Source organism: Stenotrophomonas sp. RIT309, from assembly GCF_000632045.1.
In the GTDB taxonomy this organism is placed as follows: domain Bacteria; phylum Pseudomonadota; class Gammaproteobacteria; order Xanthomonadales; family Xanthomonadaceae; genus Stenotrophomonas; species Stenotrophomonas indicatrix.
The window spans coordinates 379744-397468 of record NZ_JFYS01000001.1 but is presented as its reverse complement, the minus strand read 5'-3'; the positions used below and the strand labels follow the sequence as shown (position 1 = coordinate 397468).

General features: G+C 67.7%; 18 protein-coding genes. All 18 read right to left on the bottom strand.

All coding sequences use genetic code 11. The features are described 5' to 3' along the window. Window positions 1–2103 carry a flagellar biosynthesis protein FlhA gene (gene flhA, locus BW38_RS18630; protein ID WP_032974843.1) on the bottom strand — a complete coding sequence of 701 codons (2103 nt, stop codon included), beginning with the start codon at window positions 2101–2103 and terminating at the stop codon, window positions 1–3. Further along, window positions 2100–3230 (bottom strand): flagellar biosynthesis protein FlhB, encoded by a 1131-nt coding sequence (gene flhB / locus BW38_RS18635; RefSeq protein WP_032974842.1) that lies wholly within the window; start codon window positions 3228–3230, stop codon window positions 2100–2102. Before flhB ends, flhA begins: the two co-directional genes overlap by 4 nt. A 166-nt stretch (window positions 3231–3396) precedes the next feature. Next, entirely contained in the window at window positions 3397–5526 is a 2130-nt protein-coding gene (locus BW38_RS18640) for a bifunctional diguanylate cyclase/phosphodiesterase (RefSeq protein WP_032974841.1), read from the bottom strand. Window positions 5527–5687: 161 nt separating this feature from the next. After that, window positions 5688–6479 carry a flagellar biosynthetic protein FliR gene (gene fliR, locus BW38_RS18645; protein WP_032974840.1) on the bottom strand — a complete coding sequence of 264 codons (792 nt, stop codon included), beginning with the start codon at window positions 6477–6479 and terminating at the stop codon, window positions 5688–5690. Between the two features lie 16 nt (window positions 6480–6495). Further along, a complete protein-coding gene (locus BW38_RS18650; protein ID WP_005413254.1) occupies window positions 6496–6765 on the bottom strand; it encodes a flagellar biosynthetic protein FliQ in 270 nt (89 codons plus the stop codon). Between the two features lie 109 nt (window positions 6766–6874). Next, a complete protein-coding gene (fliP, locus tag BW38_RS18655) occupies window positions 6875–7654 on the bottom strand; it encodes a flagellar type III secretion system pore protein FliP (protein ID WP_025878986.1) in 780 nt (259 codons plus the stop codon). A gap of 1 nt (window position 7655) precedes the next feature. Next, window positions 7656–8060 (bottom strand): flagellar biosynthetic protein FliO, encoded by a 405-nt coding sequence (fliO, locus tag BW38_RS18660; protein WP_032974839.1) that lies wholly within the window; start codon window positions 8058–8060, stop codon window positions 7656–7658. Beyond that, window positions 8057–8392: a flagellar motor switch protein FliN gene (gene fliN / locus BW38_RS18665; RefSeq protein ID WP_025878988.1), complete on the bottom strand. Its 336-nt coding sequence runs from the start codon at window positions 8390–8392 to the stop codon at window positions 8057–8059. Before fliN ends, fliO begins: the two co-directional genes overlap by 4 nt. Beyond that, the gene (gene fliM, locus BW38_RS18670) at window positions 8389–9393 is read right to left on the bottom strand and encodes a flagellar motor switch protein FliM (protein ID WP_025878989.1); all 1005 of its coding nucleotides are present in this window, start codon (window positions 9391–9393) and stop codon (window positions 8389–8391) included. Before fliM ends, fliN begins: the two co-directional genes overlap by 4 nt. A gap of 10 nt (window positions 9394–9403) precedes the next feature. Next, a complete protein-coding gene (locus tag BW38_RS18675) occupies window positions 9404–9919 on the bottom strand; it encodes a flagellar basal body-associated FliL family protein (RefSeq protein ID WP_032974837.1) in 516 nt (171 codons plus the stop codon). Between the two features lie 221 nt (window positions 9920–10140). Then, a complete protein-coding gene (locus BW38_RS18680; protein ID WP_032974836.1) occupies window positions 10141–11304 on the bottom strand; it encodes a flagellar hook-length control protein FliK in 1164 nt (387 codons plus the stop codon). Next, the gene (gene fliJ / locus BW38_RS18685) at window positions 11304–11771 is read right to left on the bottom strand and encodes a flagellar export protein FliJ (RefSeq protein ID WP_025878992.1); all 468 of its coding nucleotides are present in this window, start codon (window positions 11769–11771) and stop codon (window positions 11304–11306) included. Before fliJ ends, BW38_RS18680 begins: the two co-directional genes overlap by 1 nt. Then, the gene (locus BW38_RS18690; protein ID WP_025878993.1) at window positions 11768–13168 is read right to left on the bottom strand and encodes a FliI/YscN family ATPase; all 1401 of its coding nucleotides are present in this window, start codon (window positions 13166–13168) and stop codon (window positions 11768–11770) included. The genes fliJ and BW38_RS18690 overlap by 4 nt, the downstream gene beginning before the upstream one ends. Next, window positions 13165–13806, bottom strand: a complete 642-nt coding sequence (locus BW38_RS18695) for a FliH/SctL family protein (RefSeq protein ID WP_032974835.1) — start codon at window positions 13804–13806, stop codon at window positions 13165–13167. Before BW38_RS18695 ends, BW38_RS18690 begins: the two co-directional genes overlap by 4 nt. Beyond that, window positions 13803–14789 carry a flagellar motor switch protein FliG gene (gene fliG / locus BW38_RS18700; RefSeq protein WP_025878995.1) on the bottom strand — a complete coding sequence of 329 codons (987 nt, stop codon included), beginning with the start codon at window positions 14787–14789 and terminating at the stop codon, window positions 13803–13805. Before fliG ends, BW38_RS18695 begins: the two co-directional genes overlap by 4 nt. Before the next feature lie 10 nt (window positions 14790–14799). Beyond that, window positions 14800–16446, bottom strand: coding sequence for a flagellar basal-body MS-ring/collar protein FliF (gene fliF, locus BW38_RS18705; RefSeq protein WP_025878996.1), 1647 nt, complete (start codon window positions 16444–16446; stop codon window positions 14800–14802). 12 nt (window positions 16447–16458) lie between these two features. Continuing rightward, window positions 16459–16824, bottom strand: coding sequence for a flagellar hook-basal body complex protein FliE (fliE, locus tag BW38_RS18710; protein ID WP_025878997.1), 366 nt, complete (start codon window positions 16822–16824; stop codon window positions 16459–16461). A gap of 450 nt (window positions 16825–17274) precedes the next feature. Continuing rightward, on the bottom strand, window positions 17275–17691 hold the full coding sequence (locus BW38_RS18715; protein ID WP_032974834.1) for a hypothetical protein: 417 nt from the start codon (window positions 17689–17691) through the stop codon (window positions 17275–17277). Between the last annotated feature and the right edge of the window lie 34 nt (window positions 17692–17725).

Genomic DNA, 17725 nt, shown 5'->3' with positions numbered 1-17725 from the left:
TCAGCTGATCGTTCCGACCAGCTTCAGGCGCTTGTCCTCCGGCACCTCGCTGTAGGCCAGGACCGACAGCGACGGAACGCTGTGGCGGACCAGGCGGGCCAGCGCGGCTCGCACCGGGCCAGGTACCAGCACCACCGCGGGCTCGTTGCGGGCTTCCTGCTTGCTGACACATTCGGCCAGGCTCTGGTGCAGTCGCTCAGCGAGTCCGGGTTCCAGCGCGGCGCCGTTGCCCTGCGTGGACTCCTGCAAGACACGTTCCAATTGCGGGTTGAGGGTGAACACCGGCAGCTCCGCCGACATTCCGGCGATCTCCTGCACGATGAAGCGGCCCAGTGCGGTGCGCACGGCGGCGGTCAGCGTGGCCGGGTCCTGGCTGTGCGGGGCGTGTTCGACCAGTGCTTCGGCGATCTTGCGCAGCTGGCGGATCGGAATGCGCTCGACCAGCAGGTTCTGCAGCACGCGCACCACCGCCGACAGCGGCAGCGCCTTCGGCGTCAGATCTTCGACGAGCTTGGGCGCGCTCTTGGCCAGGTTGGCCAGCAGGTGCTGCACTTCCTCGTGGCCGAGCAGTTCCGGTGCGTGCTCGCGGATCAGGTGCGAAAGGTGGGTGGCCACCACCGTGGCCGGGTCGACCACGGTATAGCCCAGGGTTTCGGCCTGGGCGCGCTGGTGTGGCTGGATCCAGGTCGCGTCCAGTCCGAAGGCAGGGTCCTTGCCGGCGATGCCTTCCAGCGGACCGAGGGCACTGCCCGGGTCCAGCGCCAGTTCGCGGTCGGGATGGATCTCGGCAGTGGCCACCGGCACGCCATGCACCAGTACCCGGTAGCCGTTGGCCGGCAGTTCCAGGTTGTCGCGGATGTGGACCGAGGGAATCAGGAAGCCGACGTCCTGGGTCAGCTTGCGGCGCACGCCCTTGATGCGCGGCATCAGCTCGCCGCCCTGGTTGCTGTCCACCAGCGAAATCAATCGATAGCCCACTTCCAGGCCCAGCGGATCGACCGGGCGCAGCTCGTCCCAGCTCAGTTCCGCGGTGGGTGCGGGGGCAGCGGGGCGGCCCAGCGCGTTCAGTGCGTTGGCGTCGCCTGCAGCGGTGTCGGCCTGCGCCGGCACCAGGCCCTTGCGGTACACCTTCCAGGCGATGAAGCCGAGGATGGCCGCCAGCGTCAGGAAAGCGACGTTGGGCATGCCCGGCACCAGGCCGACCACGCCGAGGATGCCGGCGGTGATGGCCAGCGCACGGTACTGGCCAAACACCTGGCCGGTCATCGCCTGCGCCATGTCCTGCGAGCGCGAGGCACGGGTAACCAGCATCGCCACCGCGCTGGAGACCAGCAGCGCCGGCAGCTGCGCCACCAGACCGTCACCGATCGACAGCAGGGTGTAGGTGGCGGCGGCATCGCCGAACGGCATGCCATGCTGCAGCACGCCCACGGCCAGGCCGCCCAGCATGTTGATGAACAGGATCAGGATGCCGGCGATCGCGTCGCCGCGGATGAACTTGCTGGCACCGTCCATCGCACCGTAGAAGTCGGCTTCCTCGCGTACTTCCTCGCGGCGCAGCTTGGCTTCCTCGCGCGTCAGCAAACCGGCGTTGAGGTCGGCGTCGATCGCCATCTGCTTGCCGGGCATGGCGTCGAGGATGAAGCGCGCGGTCACTTCCGAGACGCGGCCGGCGCCCTTGGTGATGACCACGAAATTGATGATGGTCAGGATCGCGAACACCACGATGCCGACGGCGTAGTTGCCACCGATCACGAACTCACCGAATGCGGCGATGACCTTGCCGGCCGCTTCGTGGCCGTTCTGGCCGTTGAGCAGGATCACGCGGGTGGAGGCCACGTTCAGCGCCAGCCGCAGCATGGTGGTGATCAGCAGCACGATCGGGAAGATGGTGAAGTCCAGCGGGCGCTTCACGTAGACCACCGCCAGCAGCACCATCAGCGAGATGGCGATGTTGAAGGTGAACAGCGCATCCAGCACCGGCGCGGCCAGCGGCACCACGACCATGGCCAGCAGGGCCAGCACGATCAGCGGCGCGCCAAGGCCCTGGCGGATCATTTCAAGCGCGCGGCGGGTATTGAAGCTGGATGCCTGGGCGCTCATGGACGGCCCCCGTTGCCGAACTCATCAACCTGGATGTGCGGCGTGGACGGCATCGGGCCGGTCCGCCAGCTGCGCAGCTGGTAGACGTAAGAGAGGACCTGGGCGACGGCTGAATACAGTCTCACGGGGATTTCCTTGCCGAGTTGGCCTTCCCGATACAAGGCGCGTGCCAAAGGCGGGGCAGAGACGATGGCGACCTTGTTGCCGTCGGCCACTTCACGGATGCGCAGGGCGGTTTCATCCACGCCCAGGGCGACCACGGTGGGGGCATTCATGGCCCCGCCTTCGTACTTCAGGGCCACCGCGTAGTGGGTGGGGTTGACCACCACCACGTCGGCAGTGGGGACCGCCTCCATCATCCGGCGGTTGGCCATCTGCTGCTGCAGCTGGCGGATGCGGCCCTTCACTTCCGGGCTGCCTTCGCTTTCCTTCATCTCCCGGCGCAGCTCCTCGCGGGTCATCTTCAGCTTGCGCATCCAGTTCCAGCGCTGGTACGGCGCATCGATGGCGGCCAGCACCAGCATCGCCCCGGCGGTGGCCAGCAGCAGCCGCAGGGTGAAGCCCAGTCCGTCGCTGATGGCCGTTTCCAGCGGCTGGTGGATCAGCCCGCGCAGGGTGTTGAAGCTGGTCCAGACCACCATGCCGGCGGCGACGCCGACGAAGGCCACCCGCAGCAGCGACTTGATGAACTCGGCGATGGCTTCGGGGCCATACAGGCGCTTGAGCCCGCTCATCGGGTTCATGCGGTTGATGTCGGGCATCATCGCCTTGGCCGACCAGCGCAGGCCGCCCATCACCACCGGCGCCAGGAAACTGGCCAGCAGGCAGACCAGCACCAGCGGGGCGATCACCCACATCAGCTGCAGCAGCAGGTCGCCGAAGTGGCCGAACAGCGCCTTCGGGTGCTGGCGCAGGCTCTGTTCGGGGCTGAGCGCATGGCGCATCCAGGCGCTGGCGCCGCTGGCCATCGAGCCGCTCATGGCCATCACCGCGATCACCCCGGCGCCGAACACGGCGGCCGTGCCCAGTTCACGCGAGCGCGGCAGGTTGCCCTGTTCACGGGCGTCGCGCAGGCGTTTTTCTGTCGGTTGTTCGGTTTTTTCGCCGGCGGATTCGTTCTCGGACATCACAGGCACTGCAGCAGGGAATGCCGGGGTGCGTGCAAGATTCGTTCCGTTACGGGTGCATGTGCCAACCGAAGTTGGCGCCTGCCGGAGCAGGTACCGGTAGCGCCGGGCCATGCCCGGCGAGCGGGCAGCCTGGATCATTGCATCCGGCGGGCATGGCCCGGCGCTACCCCGGGGGCCGGTCCTGCGGGCTCTGCGCCAGTTCCACCCGTGGCCGCGGCAGGTCGTGCAGCTGCATGAAGCGGGCCGCGTCCACTGGCCGGCCCAGCAGGAAGCCCTGCAGGTAGTCGCAGCCCAGCCGTTCCAGGTAGGCGCGCTGCGCGGCGGTCTCCACGCCCTCGGCCACGATGTCCATGTCCAGCGCATGGCCCAGCGCAACGATGGCCGACACGATCACCACGTCTTCGGCGCTGTGTTCCAGGTCGCGCACGAATGCGTGGTCGATCTTGATTTCGGTGGCCGGCAGGCGCTTGAGGTACAGCAGGCTGGAGTAGCCGGTGCCGAAATCATCGATGGAGATGCCCACGCCCAGGGCGGAGAAGCTCTGCAGCAGGCGCAGGCTGGTATCGGTATCGCGCATCACCGTGCTTTCGGTGATCTCCAGCACCAGGTTGCGCGGGGCGATCGCGTAGCGCTCGATCACCTCGCGCACGTCCTGCAGCAGGTGCGGCGAACTGAACTGCACCGGTGACAGGTTCACCGACATCGTCCAGCCTTCATGGCCGGCATCGTGCCAGTGGCGCAGCTGCTGGCAGGCCTGGTCCAGCGCCCAGCGGCCGATCTCGTTGATCGCGCCACTGCGCTCGGCCAGGCGGATGAAGCGGTCCGGCGGAATCAGGCCCTGTTCCGGATGACGCCAGCGGATGAGCGCTTCGGCGCCAGCCACCTTCTGCGTAGCCACGCGGATCTTCGGCTGGTAATGCAGGAACAGCTGCTCGCTGCCGATCGCGCGGCGCAGGTCGGCCAGCAGGCGGAACTGCTGCTCGGCGCTGTCGTTCATCCAGTCGGCGAACAGCACGAACGCATTGCGGCCCGACTCCTTGGCCTGGTACATCGCTGCATCGGCGAAGGCCATCAGCTGGCGTTCGCTGGCGGCATGGTCGGGGCAGATCGCAATCCCGATGCTGGCGCTCACCTGCAGCTCGTGGTCCGGCAGCAGCGGGCCGCTGCCCACCGCCTGCAGGATGCGCCGGGCCAGGGTCGGCAGGTCCTCGTCCTGTTCGATGCGCACCACCAGCACGAATTCGTCGCCGCCCAGCCGTGCCAGCATGTCGTGCGGCCGCAGCAGCTGGCGGGTGCGTTCTGCCACGGCCACCAGCAGCGCATCGCCGGCCTGGTGGCCATAGGCATCGTTGACCTGCTTGAAGCCATCCAGATCCATGAACATCACCGCGAAGCGGCTGCCGCCCTGTTCGGCCTCGGCCAGGGCCTGCAGGATGCGCCGCTGCAGCAGCAGCCGGTTCGGCAGGCGGGTGAGCGGGTCGTGCAGCGCGGCCTGGGTCAGTTCCTGCTGGGCGTCGGTCAACGAGGTGCTGAGCAGCGAATTGCGCAGGCGCAACAGCTGCGCCTCCACCCGCTGGTCCAGCCAGGACACCACCAGCACCACCGCCAGGATCGCCACGGTCAGCACCACCACCAGCATCGCCAGCCAGTTGTTCTGCAGGCCATCGCCCACCGCTGCGCCGCAGACGCTGCCTTCCGGGAAGCGGGCGGCGGCCATGCCGGTGTAGTGCATGCCGACGATGGCCAGGCCGAGCAGGCCGGCGGCGGCCAGGCGGTCGCCGATGCGGGTGTGCTGTGCGCGCAGGCGGAAGGCCACGTACAGCGCGGTCCACGACGCGGCCACTGCGACCAGCAGCGACAGCAGCAGCCACACCGGCTGGTAGTCGATGCCCGGTTGCATGCGCATTGCGGCCATGCCCACGTAGTGCATGCTGGCGATGCCGCTGCCCATCAGCAGCGCACCGCCGGCCAGGCGAGGATGGGGCAGGGTGCGCAGCGATACCAGCCAGAGCGCGAACACCGACGAGCCGATTGCCAGTGCCAGCGACAGCAGGGTGATGGGCAGGTCGTAGCCCAAGGGAATGGGCAGGTCGAAGGCGAGCATGCCGATGAAGTGCATCGACCAGATGCCCAGCCCCATCGCAAAACCGCCGCCCAGGCGCCACCACCAGGTCGCGCCCTTGCCGGGCGCGGTGACGGTGCGCCCGGCCATCGCCAGTGCGGTGTAGGACGCCATCACGGCAACCAGCAGTGAGGTCGCCACCAGCCATGGGTTGTACGTGCCTACCAGCATTCGTCAGTCTCCCGGACCTGCCTGTCAACGGAAAAACTACGGTGGGGCATGCGCAAGGCGGGCGACCAGAGCCGCCGGTTGCAGCGTCCCCCCGGTCGCTGCGCATTCACTCTAACGCGGGCACCGGGGGGGACGGCAAGCAGCAGAACGTGACGACCGCGTCAGCGGGTCACCGCACCGGCCGCCTGGAAGGCAGCGTCGAACAGGCGCTGCACTGGCGGCCCCATTTCGCCGACCAGCAGGGTCAGCAGGAACAGGCCCAGCAGCAGCGAGACCGGCAGGCCCAGCTGGATCGGATTCAACGCCGGCGCGGCGCGGGCCAGCACGCCGAAGGCCAGGTTGACCGCCAGCATCGCCACGGTCAGCGGGATGGCCAGGGTCAGCGCGCCGCGCAGCACGGTCAGCAGGAAGGTCGGGGCGATGCTGAAGAACGCGTGCGGGTCGGGCAGGGGCGCGCCGATGGGCAGGGCGCGATAGCTGTCCACCACCAGCGAGATCAGCGCCAGGTGGCCGTTGGCGGTGAAGAACAGCAGCCCGAACAACAGATAGAACCATTGGCCGATGACACCGGAGGTGCCGCCGCGCAGCGGGTCGCTCATCTGCGCAAACGCCAGGCCGGTGCCCTGGGCGACCAGTTCGCCGGCCATGGCGCCAGCCTCGAACACCAGCCGCAGCATGAAACCGATGGCCACGCCGATCGCCAGCTCGCGGGCAATGGTCAGCACGGTAGCGGCGTCGAAGCCAGTCCAGTCCGGTACCGGCGGCAGCAGCGGCGCCAACGCAATGGCCAGGGTGCCGGCCAGCATCACCCGAACCCGGCCGGGCACCGCGCGGGTACCGATCATCGGCATTGCCATGGCCACTGCGCCGATTCGCAGCATGGTCCACAGCACGGTGCCGATCATGCCGAAGGCGTTCAGGCCGTCGGCAGCCATCTGGGTGGCGGCGTCCATCTGCGTGCGCGTCCGTCTAGCCGATCAGGTGCGGGATGCGCTGGAACAGCAGCGTGGTGAATTCGACCAGATGGCCGATCAGCAGGCTGCCCAGTGCAAACAACACCGCTGTGAGGGCCGCAGCCTTGGCAACGAAGGCGATGGTCGGCTCGTTGAGCTGGGTCGCCGCCTGCACCACGCCCACCACCACGCCGACCACCAGTACGGTCAGCAGCAGCGGGCCGGCCACCCAGAGCACGGTAATCAGGCCACCACGCAGTTCGGTCAAGGCAAGTTCGGGAGACATCATGGTTCCATCGGTAGCGCCGGGCAATGCCCGGCGGTGGTCAATGCGGCGGCCGGCACTGCCCGGCGTCGCCTCTGTAGAGCCGAGCCATGCTCGGCTGACCTTCGGATCAGGCCGGATTGAAGCTGGCCGCCAGCGTGCCGACGGTCAGCACCCAACCATCGACCAGCACGAACAGCAGGATCTTGAACGGCGCAGAGACCAGCATCGGCGACAGCATCATCATGCCCATCGACATCAGCACGCTGGCCACGACCAGGTCGATGATCACGAACGGGATGAAGATCAGGAAGCCGATCTCGAAGGCGGTCTTCAGTTCGCTGGTGACGAACGACGCAACCAGTACCGGGAACGGAATCGCATCAGGGCTGGCGTAGGTGCCGTGACCGGCGATGCCGGCGAAGGTCATCAGGTCGGTCTCGCGGATCTGCGCCAGCATGAAGGCGCGCAGCGGCGTGGTGGTCAGCGTCCAGGCAGTCTGGAAGTCGATCTCGCCATTGAGGTACGGCGCCATGCCGGTGCTCCAGGCCTTGTCCCAGGTCGGCAGCATGATCATCGCGGTGAGGAACAGGGCCAGGCCCAGCAGGACCTGGTTGGACGGCGTCTGGCCGGTGCCCAGCGCCTGCCGCAGCAGGCCCAGCACGATGATGATGCGGGTGAAGGAGGTCAGCACCAGCAGCATCGACGGGATCAGGGTGATCGCCGTCATCAACAGCAGTGTCTGCAACGGCAGGCTGACCGGCGCACCGCCGATCTTGCCGACGTTGATGTCCGGCAGCGGCGTGGTCGGCGCGCCCGGGGCGGCGAACGCCAACGCAGGCAGCAGGCACAGGGCGATCAGGCTCAGCCACGGCAGCAGGGTGGCAAGACGGGAACGGGTCACACGCATGTCAGGGGTCCTTGCGCAGCCGCTGTTGCAGCAGCTGGGCGAAATTCGGCAGGTTCTTCAGGTCGGGTACGCGTACCGGCGCAGGCGGTGGCAGCGGTTCGGGCAGGGTGTGCAGGGCGTTGATGCCACCGGCGGTGACGCCCAGCAGCAGTTGCTGGCCATTGACCTCGACCACCACCACGCGTTCCTTGGCGCCAACATTCAGGCTCGCCACCAGCTTCATGCCCTCGGCCGGGCGGAAACCGCTGCCGGGCAGGCGCTTGAGCAGCCAGCCCAGGCCGATGACCAGGGCCAGCACTGCCAGCAGGGCCAGCACCGCACCGAACAGGCTCGGTGCGGCCGGCGCATGCTGGCCGACCTGCGGGGCCGTCTTGGCGACGGCCAGAGTGGTGGCGAGCAGGCTCAACGCAGTCTCCGGATCCGCTCGCTGGGGCTGACCACATCGGTCAGGCGCACGCCGAAGCGGTCGTTGATCACGACCACTTCGCCATGGGCGATCAGCGTGCCGTTGACGAACACGTCCAGCGATTCGCCGGCACCCCGTTCCAGCTCGACCACCGAACCCTGGTTGAGCTGCAGCAGGTTGCGGATCGGCAGGCGGGCGCGGCCGACTTCCAGCGACAGCGTCACCGGCACATCGAGGATCACGTCCAGGTTCAAATCCGGGCCGGTCGCTTCATCGGCCTGCAGGTTGCTGAACTGGGCCGGGGTCGGTTCGAGGGCGTCGATATCGTTCATTGCGGGTCTTCCTGGATGACGGGTACGCGCGGACGGGTGCCCGGCGGATGGGTAGCGGTGATCTTTACGGCGTTCATGCCGTTGGCGACGCCGAACTCACCGGTGAACACCGGGATGTTCTCCACGCACAGCGGCACCTGCGGGCTGAGGTCGATCGGCAGGATGTCGCCGACCTTCAGCCGGGTCAGGTCGCGCAGGGTCATGCGCTTGCTGGCCAGCACGCTGGACAGGGTCACTTCGGCCACGTTGAGCTGCTCGCGCAGGGTGCGGCCCCAGCTCTCGTCGCGGTCGTTGCGGTCACTCTGGATGCCGGCGTCGAGCAGTTCGCGGATCGGCTCCAGCATCGAGTAGGGCAGGGTCACGTGGATGTCACCGCCACCGCCGTCGAGTTCGACATGCAGGCGGCACACCACCACGTATTCGCGCGGCGTCACGATGTTGGCGAAGTGCGGGTTGATCTCCGAGTTGATGTACTCGAATTCCACGTCCATCACCGGTGCCCACGCTTCACGCAGGTCGGCGAAGGTCTGCTTCAGCAGCAGGTGGATCACCCGCATTTCGGTGGCGGTGAATTCGCGGCCTTCGATGCGCGTCGGGTAGCGCCCGTCGCCGCCGAAGAAGTTGTCGACGATGGCGAACACCAGGGTCGGTTCGAACACGATCAGGCCGGTACCGCGCAGTGGCTTGAAGCGGATCAGGTTCAGGTTGGTCGGCACATACAGCGAGTGCATGTAGTCGTTGAACTTGATCAGCTCGATGCCGCGCACGGACAGTTCGGCCGAACGCCGGATCAGGTTGAACAGGCCGATCCGCCACAGGCGCGCAAAACGCTCGTGGACCATTTCCAGGGTCGGCATGCGACCGCGGATGATGCGGTCCTGGCTGGCGAAATCGTAGGAGCGTGCTTCGCCACTGGGGGCGTCCGGCTCGGTTTCGACCGCGCCACTGTCCACGCCATGCAACAGGGCATCGATCTCATCCTGGGACAGCAGGTCATTCATCGGGGAGCCCTTACTGGGTCACGAAGCTGGTGAACAGCAGGTCGTCGGCACCGTTGCTGCCGGTCTCGGCCTTCAGCACCTTCTGCACTTCGGCCAGCGAATCGGCCTGCAGCTTCTGCTTGCCGGCGATGTTGGCGATCTGCTGCGGGCTGACCTGCGAGAACAGCATCAGCAGGCGCGCGCGGATGGCCGGGGCATGGGTCTTGATCGCTTCCAGCGCGGCCGGATCGCGGGTCATCAGCTGCACTTCCACCTGCAAGTAGCGCGGGCCGTCGATTGAGCCGTTGAGGTTGACCACGAATGCCGGTTCCAGCGCGAAGTACTGGGCCGGGGCCGGGGTGGTGGTCTTCTTCGGCGCCTGCGCGGCCTTGTCTTCGTGCTTGGACTGGGTGAAGAACCAGACGCCGCCACCGGCGGCACCGGCGGCCAGTACGGCGACCAGGGCGGTGATCAGGATCGGACTGCGCGGCTTGGCGGTCTTGTCCTTGTCGGCGGTCTTCTTGGTTTTGTCAGCGGCTGCGGCCACGGGGTGAAGCTCCTGAGGGTTGCTTCACCGGGATATGCAAGGGGTGTGCCGGAGCGGCCGGGGAGGGCGGTGACGGAATTCCGTCGGGTGTTCATATCGGCAGCGCCGGGCCATGCCCGGCGGAATGTCGGGAATCCGCCGGGCATGGCCCGCGCTACCCGTGTACTGCCAGGTGCCAACCGTCCCGCTCTGGTGGGTGCCAACCTTGGTTGGCACGCCTGTCAGGCGTACGCGTCCAACAACCCGCGCTGGCGGATCAGCTGCGACGCCGACACCGTGGTGTCGCCCAGTGACGGTTCTCCGTCACCGCCACGACCGCCGCCGCCCGCCGGGCTGCCCGGAGTGCCGTCGCCACTGTGCTGCTGGCCGACATCGGCATGGGCCAGCTGGAAGCCCTGCTCGCCGAGCAGTTCACGCAGACGCGGCAGGCTGCTTTCCAGCGCCTGGCGTACATCCACATGCGGGCTGCTGAAGCTGGCATGGACCTTGTCACCGTTCATCTGCAGGCGCACGTCCACCGGCCCCAGGTCTTCCGGATTGAGGCGGATGTGGGCATGGCCGATCTTCTGGTCGGCCAGCCAGCCGATGCGCGCGCCGATGGCCTGGTCGAAACCATCATCGCCCAGCACCGGCTTCGGAGTCGGTTCGCCATTGAAGACGGCATTGCTGGCCAGTGCGGCCTTCAGGTCCTGCAGGGCGGCGGGCAGGGGGGGCTGCAGCGGTGCCGGAGGTGCGCGGTCGCCGATCTGCAGGCTGTCACCGTCGTCGGCACGATCCAATGCCTTGCCACTCATCACCAGCTCCGGCAACGGCAGGCCACTGGCCTCATCATCGCCGGCAGCGGATGCCGGAGCGCTGGCGGCCGGCGCTGCCGCACCCTGCGCGGCATTGGTGGCCACTGCGGCGGCCGCAGGTGCCAGTGCAGCGGAGGGCAGCGCGCCGCCTTCGGCATCGCTGGCCGCTGGCGGCGGCAGCACAGGCGCCGGATCGACGCCGGTGGGCACGGCCAGCATCAGGCCGGCCAATCCGAGTGGCGGCCAGGGCGCGTCGTCCGCATTGGCCGGGGTGTCCTTGTCGTCGCTAGCAGCCGACGTTGCCGGTACAGCAGGTGTCGATGTGCTGGCGTCCGTGGCGGCTGCTTCGCCGTCGGTCGGCCGCGGCGTCGCCTTGCCCGGGTTGCCGTCGGCTGGTGTTGCAGCGTTGGCCGGTGTTGCCGGATTGCTGGCGTTTGTGGCGGTACCGGGCGTGCCGGTCGAGGCGCTGCCGCCCTGCAGCATCTGGCCGAAATCCTTGCCGGAATCGCTGCGCGAGGCGCGTGTGCTGCCGGCATTGCCACTGCCGCCGGGCGTCGGTGCGCTGGCGTTGCTGCTCAACGGGGAGGGCATCACGACCGGCCTCCCTGCTCGCCATCGTCCTGGTCTTCGGTCTGCGCCAGGCGCGCGCGGCGTGCGCCGATGTCATCCATCTCGCGCTGGTCGCGGCGGTCGGTCACCACTTTTTCCTGCGCGCGGTAGCTGGCGGCCAGCTGCTCCAGCACGGCCTTGTCACGGCTGGCCAGGATCAGGCGCGCGCGTTCGGCCTCCACTTTTTCGAGGTTGCCGTTGACGGTCTGCTGCTGCTGCTCCACCGCGCTGTCCAGCCGGTCCAGGAATGCGCGCCGGTTCAACAGCTGCGCCGGGCTGGTCGCGGCCATCTGCGCGTTGGCGTACTCCTCGGCGTAGCGCCGCAGTTCGTCCAGGCGCGACAGATGGGTGTCGAGCACGTTCTGGCGTTCCGCCAGGTCGCGGGCGACCGCGTCCTCGTGTTCCTGGGCCCGCTTCAGCAGGGGGTCGATGCGCTTGGACTGGATCATGTCAGCCTCTCGTTCTCTTGTTCCACCAGGCGCTGCAACGCCGCCTGGCTGTGCGGTAGATCTGCGGCCTTGGCCACATCCTGGCCGAGGAATTCCATGATTTCCGGCCAGCGCTCAAGGGCTTCATCGGTCGCCGCGTCGTTGCCGCGCTGATAGGCGCCGATGGCGATCAGGTCGCGGTTGGCCGAGTAGGCCGAGACCAGCCGTTTCAGCTTGCGGATGCGCAGGCGCCACGGTTCGTCGGCGATTTCCGTGACCACGCGGCTGACCGACGATTCCACATCGATGGCCGGGTACAGGCCGCTGTCGGCCACCCGGCGCGAGAGCAGGATGTGGCCGTCAAGAATCGCGCGCGCTGCATCGGCGATCGGATCCTGCGGATCGTCGCCTTCGGTCAGCACGGTGTAGAAGGCGGTGATCGAACCGCGCCCCTTGGCGCCGTTGCCTGCACGTTCCACCAGTGCCGGCAGCTTGGCAAACACCGAGGGCGGATAGCCGCGCGTGGTGGGCGGCTCGCCCACCGACAGGCCGATCTCGCGCTGCGCCTGCGCGAAGCGGGTCAGCGAATCCATCAGCAGCAGGACGTTCAGGCCCTGGTCGCGGAACCATTCGGCGATGGCCGTGGCACGGTAGGCGCCATGCAGGCGGGCCAGCGGCGGCCGGTCGGCCGGGCTGGCCACTACCACCGCGCGGCGCAGGCCTTCCTCGCCCAGCGTGCTTTCAACGAAATCGCGCACTTCGCGGCCACGCTCACCGATCAGGCCAACCACGATCACGTCGGCGGCGGTGTAGCGGGTCATCATGCCCAGCAGCGTCGACTTGCCGACGCCGGAGCCGGCGAACAGGCCCACACGCTGGCCGCGGCCGATCGGCAGCAGCGCGTTGATCGCGCGCACGCCCACGTCCAGCGGCTGGGTGATCGGTTCGCGCGCCAGCGGATTGATCGACACGCCGGCCATGCCGACGTGGCCTTCAGCGCGGATCGGGCCCTTGCCATCCAGCGGTACGCCATCACTGTCGATGACACGGCCGAGCAGGCCTTCGCCCACTTCCACGCCGCCACGACGTGCCGAGGGCACCACTCGCGCATTCGGTAGCAGCCCGTGCAGTTCGGCGCTGGGCATCAGGTAGGTGCGTTCGCCGGCGAAGCCGACCACTTCGGCATCGACCCAGCCGCCGTCAACTACTTCCACCTTGCAGCTGGCGCCGAGCGGCGCTTCGCAGCCGACCGCTTCCAGGGTCAGGCCGACCGCCCGCCGCAGCACGCCTTCGCGGATCAGCCCGCGACCGTGCGCGGTGTCGACTTTCAGGCCGTCGAGGCGGTTGGCCAGGCGCAGGTTGCGGGCAACGGCCCAGTCGGCCGGCGGCGACGGCTGCGAAGCGGTATTGGTGTTCATGCGATGGCTCCGGTCTGGCGGATCACGGCGTCCAGCGCGCCGCGCAGGCGGGCTTCCAGGGTGCCGTCGATGCGTACCGCTTCGGCATGCACGCGCAGGTCGCCACGGCTCAGGCTGGTGTCAGGCACCAGGCGCTGCTGCGGCGACAGGGTCAGCAACGGGGCGAGGGCGTTGATGTCATCGGGGTGCAGGCGTACTTCCACCTCGCGGTTGCTGCCGCCGACGGCGTCAATCGCCTCGCCGACCAGTTGTCCCAGCAGCGCCGGATCGGCCTCGTAGGCACGGCCTACCAGCGCACCGGCAATGCGTACCGCCAGTTCGCCGAGGGCGCCGACCACTTCATTTTCCAGGCGTGCCAGCGGCCGGCCGAAGTTGTCGAGGATGCCCTCGATCTGCGCGACCAAGCGGCGCACCTCGGCCTGGCCCTGGCTGAAGCCATCGGCATGGCCCTGGTCGAAACCTTCCTTCTCGGCGCTGTCCTGGATCGCCTGGATTTCCTCCAGGGTCGGCAGCTGCAGCGGCGGCTCGGGCTCATGCTCCGGGTCCGGCTCGGTGAGTTCGAAGGCCTCGTCGTGGTCCAGCACCGGTTCGGGCTGGGCCAGCAGGTCCGGGGCAAGCCAGCGCACGACGTTGCTCACAGCATCGCCTCCGCGCTGCCGCCGATGGTGACAGTGCCCTCATCGGCCATGCGCTTGACGATGGCCAGGATCTCGCGCTGCGCCACTTCCACGTCGGACAGGCGGACCGGGCCGCGCGCTTCCATGTCTTCCAGCAGGATCTCGGCTGCACGCTGGGACATGTTGCGGGTGATCTTGTCGCGCACCTTGATGTCGGCGCCGCGCAGGGCCAGGCCCAGTCGCTCGCCGCTCACTTCGCGCAACACCAGCTGCATCTCGCGGTCGTCCAGGTCCACCAGGTCGTCGAACACGAACATCAGGTCCTGGATGCGGCCACTCAGCGGGGCGTCGATGCGCGCGATCTCGCCCAGGATCGCCTGGTCCTGGCCGCTGTCCATGAAGTTGAGGATGTTGGCCGCGCACTGCACGCCGCCGATGTTGGACGACTTCAGGTTCTGGTTGCCGGCGAACTGGCGTTCCATGATCTCGTTGAGTTCGTTCAGCGCATTGGGCGGAATGCCGTCGAGGGTGGCGATGCGCAGCAGCACGTCCACGCGGGTGCGCTCGGGCAGCAGCTTCAGCGCGTCGGCAGCCTGGTCGGTTTCCAGGTGCGCCATCACGATGGCGATGATCTGCGGATGCTCGTTGCGCACCAGGTCGGCCACCGCACGAGGGTCCATCCACTTCAGTGCGTCCAGGCCGGTGGTGTTGCGGCCCAGCAGGATGCGGTCGATCAGGTTGCCGGCCTTCTCGCTGCCCAGCGCCTGCACCAGCATGTTGCGGATGTAGTCGTCCGAGCCCACGCCCAGCGAGGTCTTCGAGCCCAGTTCCTGGCTGAACTGGTCCATCACCCGTTCCACCTGTTCGCGGGTGATGTCGGACATGGTGGCCATGGCGATGCCGATCTTCTGCACCTCCTTCGGCTCCATGTGGCGCAGCACTTCGGCCGCGTCCAGTTCACCCAGCGACAGCAGCAGGACGGCGGCGCGCTGCACGCCGGTCAGGGGCGCGACCTCAGTCATTGGCCACCCAGCCCTTGACCACCTGGGCCACGCGCTTGGAGTCGGTCTTCACGGCTTCACGGGCCATCCGCAATCGTTCCTCATAAGAATCCACCGGCAGGGCCAGCGCTTCCGGCCCGCCCAGGCTGACCCGGTCGGCGCCCAGCGCCGGCAGCGGGGTGCCATCGTCATCGACCAGCTGCACGTCCGCGGTGTGCGGTTCCAGCGCCAGTTCTTCGTTCTTGCGGTTCTGCCCGGTGATGCCGCGCAGTGCCGGGCGCAGCACGCCGAACAGCAACGCCATCACCACCAGCGCACCCAGCAGCATGCGGCCGGCATCGTGCACCCACGGCAGTTCCCACCAGGCCGGGCCTTCCACCGGCGTGGTGTCACGCACGAACGGGGCATTCATCACCGACACGGTGTCGCCACGCTCGGCACTGAAACCGACGGCCTGCTTGACCAGTGCCTCGACCCGGGTCAGTTCGGCCGCCGACAGCGGCTGCGGTGCAACCTTGCCGTTGGCGCCGGCGCGCGGCACGTTGTCCACCAGCACCGCCACCGACACGCGCTTGATGCGGCCGGCCGGCTGGCGGGTGTGCTGCAGGGTACGGTCCAGCTCGTAGTTGCGGGTCGCGTTCTTGCTGCTTTCGGTCGGTGCCTGCGCGGTGGCCGGTGCGGCGGCCTGGCCCGGCGGGCTGTTGCTGGTGGCACCCGGTACGCCCTGCGGGCCCGGCGTGCTGCTGGTGTTCTCGCTCATCTGCTCGCTGCGCAGCTTCTGCGGCTCGCCGTTGTACAGCTCGCGCGCTTCCTCGGTCACCGAGAAGTCCATGTCGACACTGACTTCGGGGTTGACCCGGCCGGGGCCGGTCATCGGTTCCAGCAGCTCGCGGATACGCTGGTTGAACGAGGTTTCCTGGCGGCGCACCTGTTCGAACTGGGCGGCGTTGACGGCCGCTTCGCTGTTGGGGTCGCTGACGCTGAGCATGCGACCGCTCTGGTCGACCACGGTCACCCGTTCCGGCGCCAGATCGGGAATGGCTGCAGCAACCATGTGCACGATCGCATCAACCTGGCTGCGTTCCAGCTGCTGGCCGCCACGCAGTTCAAGGGTAACCGAGGCACTGGCCACATCACGCTGGCGGGTGAACGCACTGGGCTTGGGAATGGCCAGGTGCACGCGCGAATCGCGCACCGGGCGCAGCGTGTTGATGGTGCGCGACAGCTCGGTTTCCAGCGCGTGCTGGTAGCGCGCACTTTCCACGAACTGGCTGACACCAAAACCGGGGTCGCGCTCCATCAGCTCGAAGCCGAGCTTGCCGCTGTCGGTCAGGCCCGAGCCCGCCAGTTTCAGGCGGGCATCATGCAGGTTCTTCTCCGGCACGGTGATGCCACCGGTGGCCGGGTCCAGCTGGAACGGAATCTGTGCGGCACGCAGCAGATCGGTCGCTTCAGCGGTGGCCTTCTGGTCCAGGCCGGTGTACAGCGGCACCATGCCCGGCTTCTGCGACCAGAAGAACACGAACAGCCCGGCCGCGACGGCCACGGCGATCATCGCCATCAGTCCGAGCCGACGGGTGATCTGCAGGCTTTGCAGCCGATCGAACCACTGGCCCGCCTTTTCGGCGTTCAGGGATTCCTTGGAGAGCGACAGGGCCATGCGGTTCTATCCTTACAGCGGCATGTTCATCACGTCCTGGTAGGCCTGGACGAGACGGTTGCGGACTTCCACGGTGGCGCGGAAGGCGATCTGGGACTGCTGCGAGGCGACCATCACCTTGGCCAGGTCGGCACCGGGTTCACCCAGTTCGAAGGCCTTGGCCAGCGCGCCGGATTTCTGTTGCGCATCGTTGACGCCGGCGATGGCGCCGCGCAGGGTTTCAGTGAAGCTGGCAGGCTGGACCTGCGGCGCATCCAGCACCGTGCCCGGCAGGGCATTGCTACGCGGCGCTTCGGCCAGCGGGTTGAGCGCGGGCTGTCCCACCTGGGTCTGGTAGGAGCGGATCTGGGAAAGGATCGAAGTGACGGAGTGGGACATCTGCAACGGTTCCAGAAACAGGGATGGGGGTGTCTGCTGGAGCTAGTGCAAGTGCCGTGCCGAAATGGCTGATCGGTTCAGTGAAGTGAGGGGGTGGTGCTTTGCGGGGTTGCGCCCCGCGCCCCGCGGTAGTGCCTGCCGCTGGCCTGCAACCTCAACAGCGACAGCCAAAGCGGGTTTCCTGAGGGATGGCGGGGTGGGTCCGGTTGCGGGGGACGCCGTGAACCCGTCCATGGGGGCATGGCCGCGGCATCCATGCCGCGGACACCCCCGCAACCGGACCCACCCCGCCTTCGACAATTTCCCGCTGCTGTTGGTGGGTGCTGACCGTTGGTCGGCACGCTGTTCTTGGTAGGTGTCGACCTTGGTCGACACGCTTGATCCACGCCATGCATGAATGCTGCTCTCGAGGCGTGTGACGCGTCATTTCACCGGCGTCGGTTTTTTGGCCTATGGCTGCAGGGTCCAGCGGCCGGAATTCTGGCGCTGGCGTGGGGCGATGGGGCCGTCGTGCTGGGTGTAGATGAAGCGACCCTGGCGGTCGGTCAGGCAGGTCAGCAGTAGGGTGTAGCGGGCGGCGCCGGCGGGGTGGGCTTCTGTCATCTGGATTTCCGCAATGTGCGGAGCCAGTTGCTGGTAACGGTAGCTGCCGCCGATGCGGAGGTCGGTGCCGAGGATGTGCAGCACGTACTGATTGCTGCCGAAGCTGACCTGCACCATGCGTCCGGCATTCGGATTATCTGGCTGGTACAGCGGATCGCTGAGGTTGGTGAACTGACGCTGGTCGAGTGTGGTGGGCAGCGTGCAGTTGGATGCTGCGGCCAAGGCCGGGCAGAGCAGGGCGGCAAGCAGAGTCAGACGATGCATGGCGGAACCTCGTTGGGACGTCCTTGCCATGCTC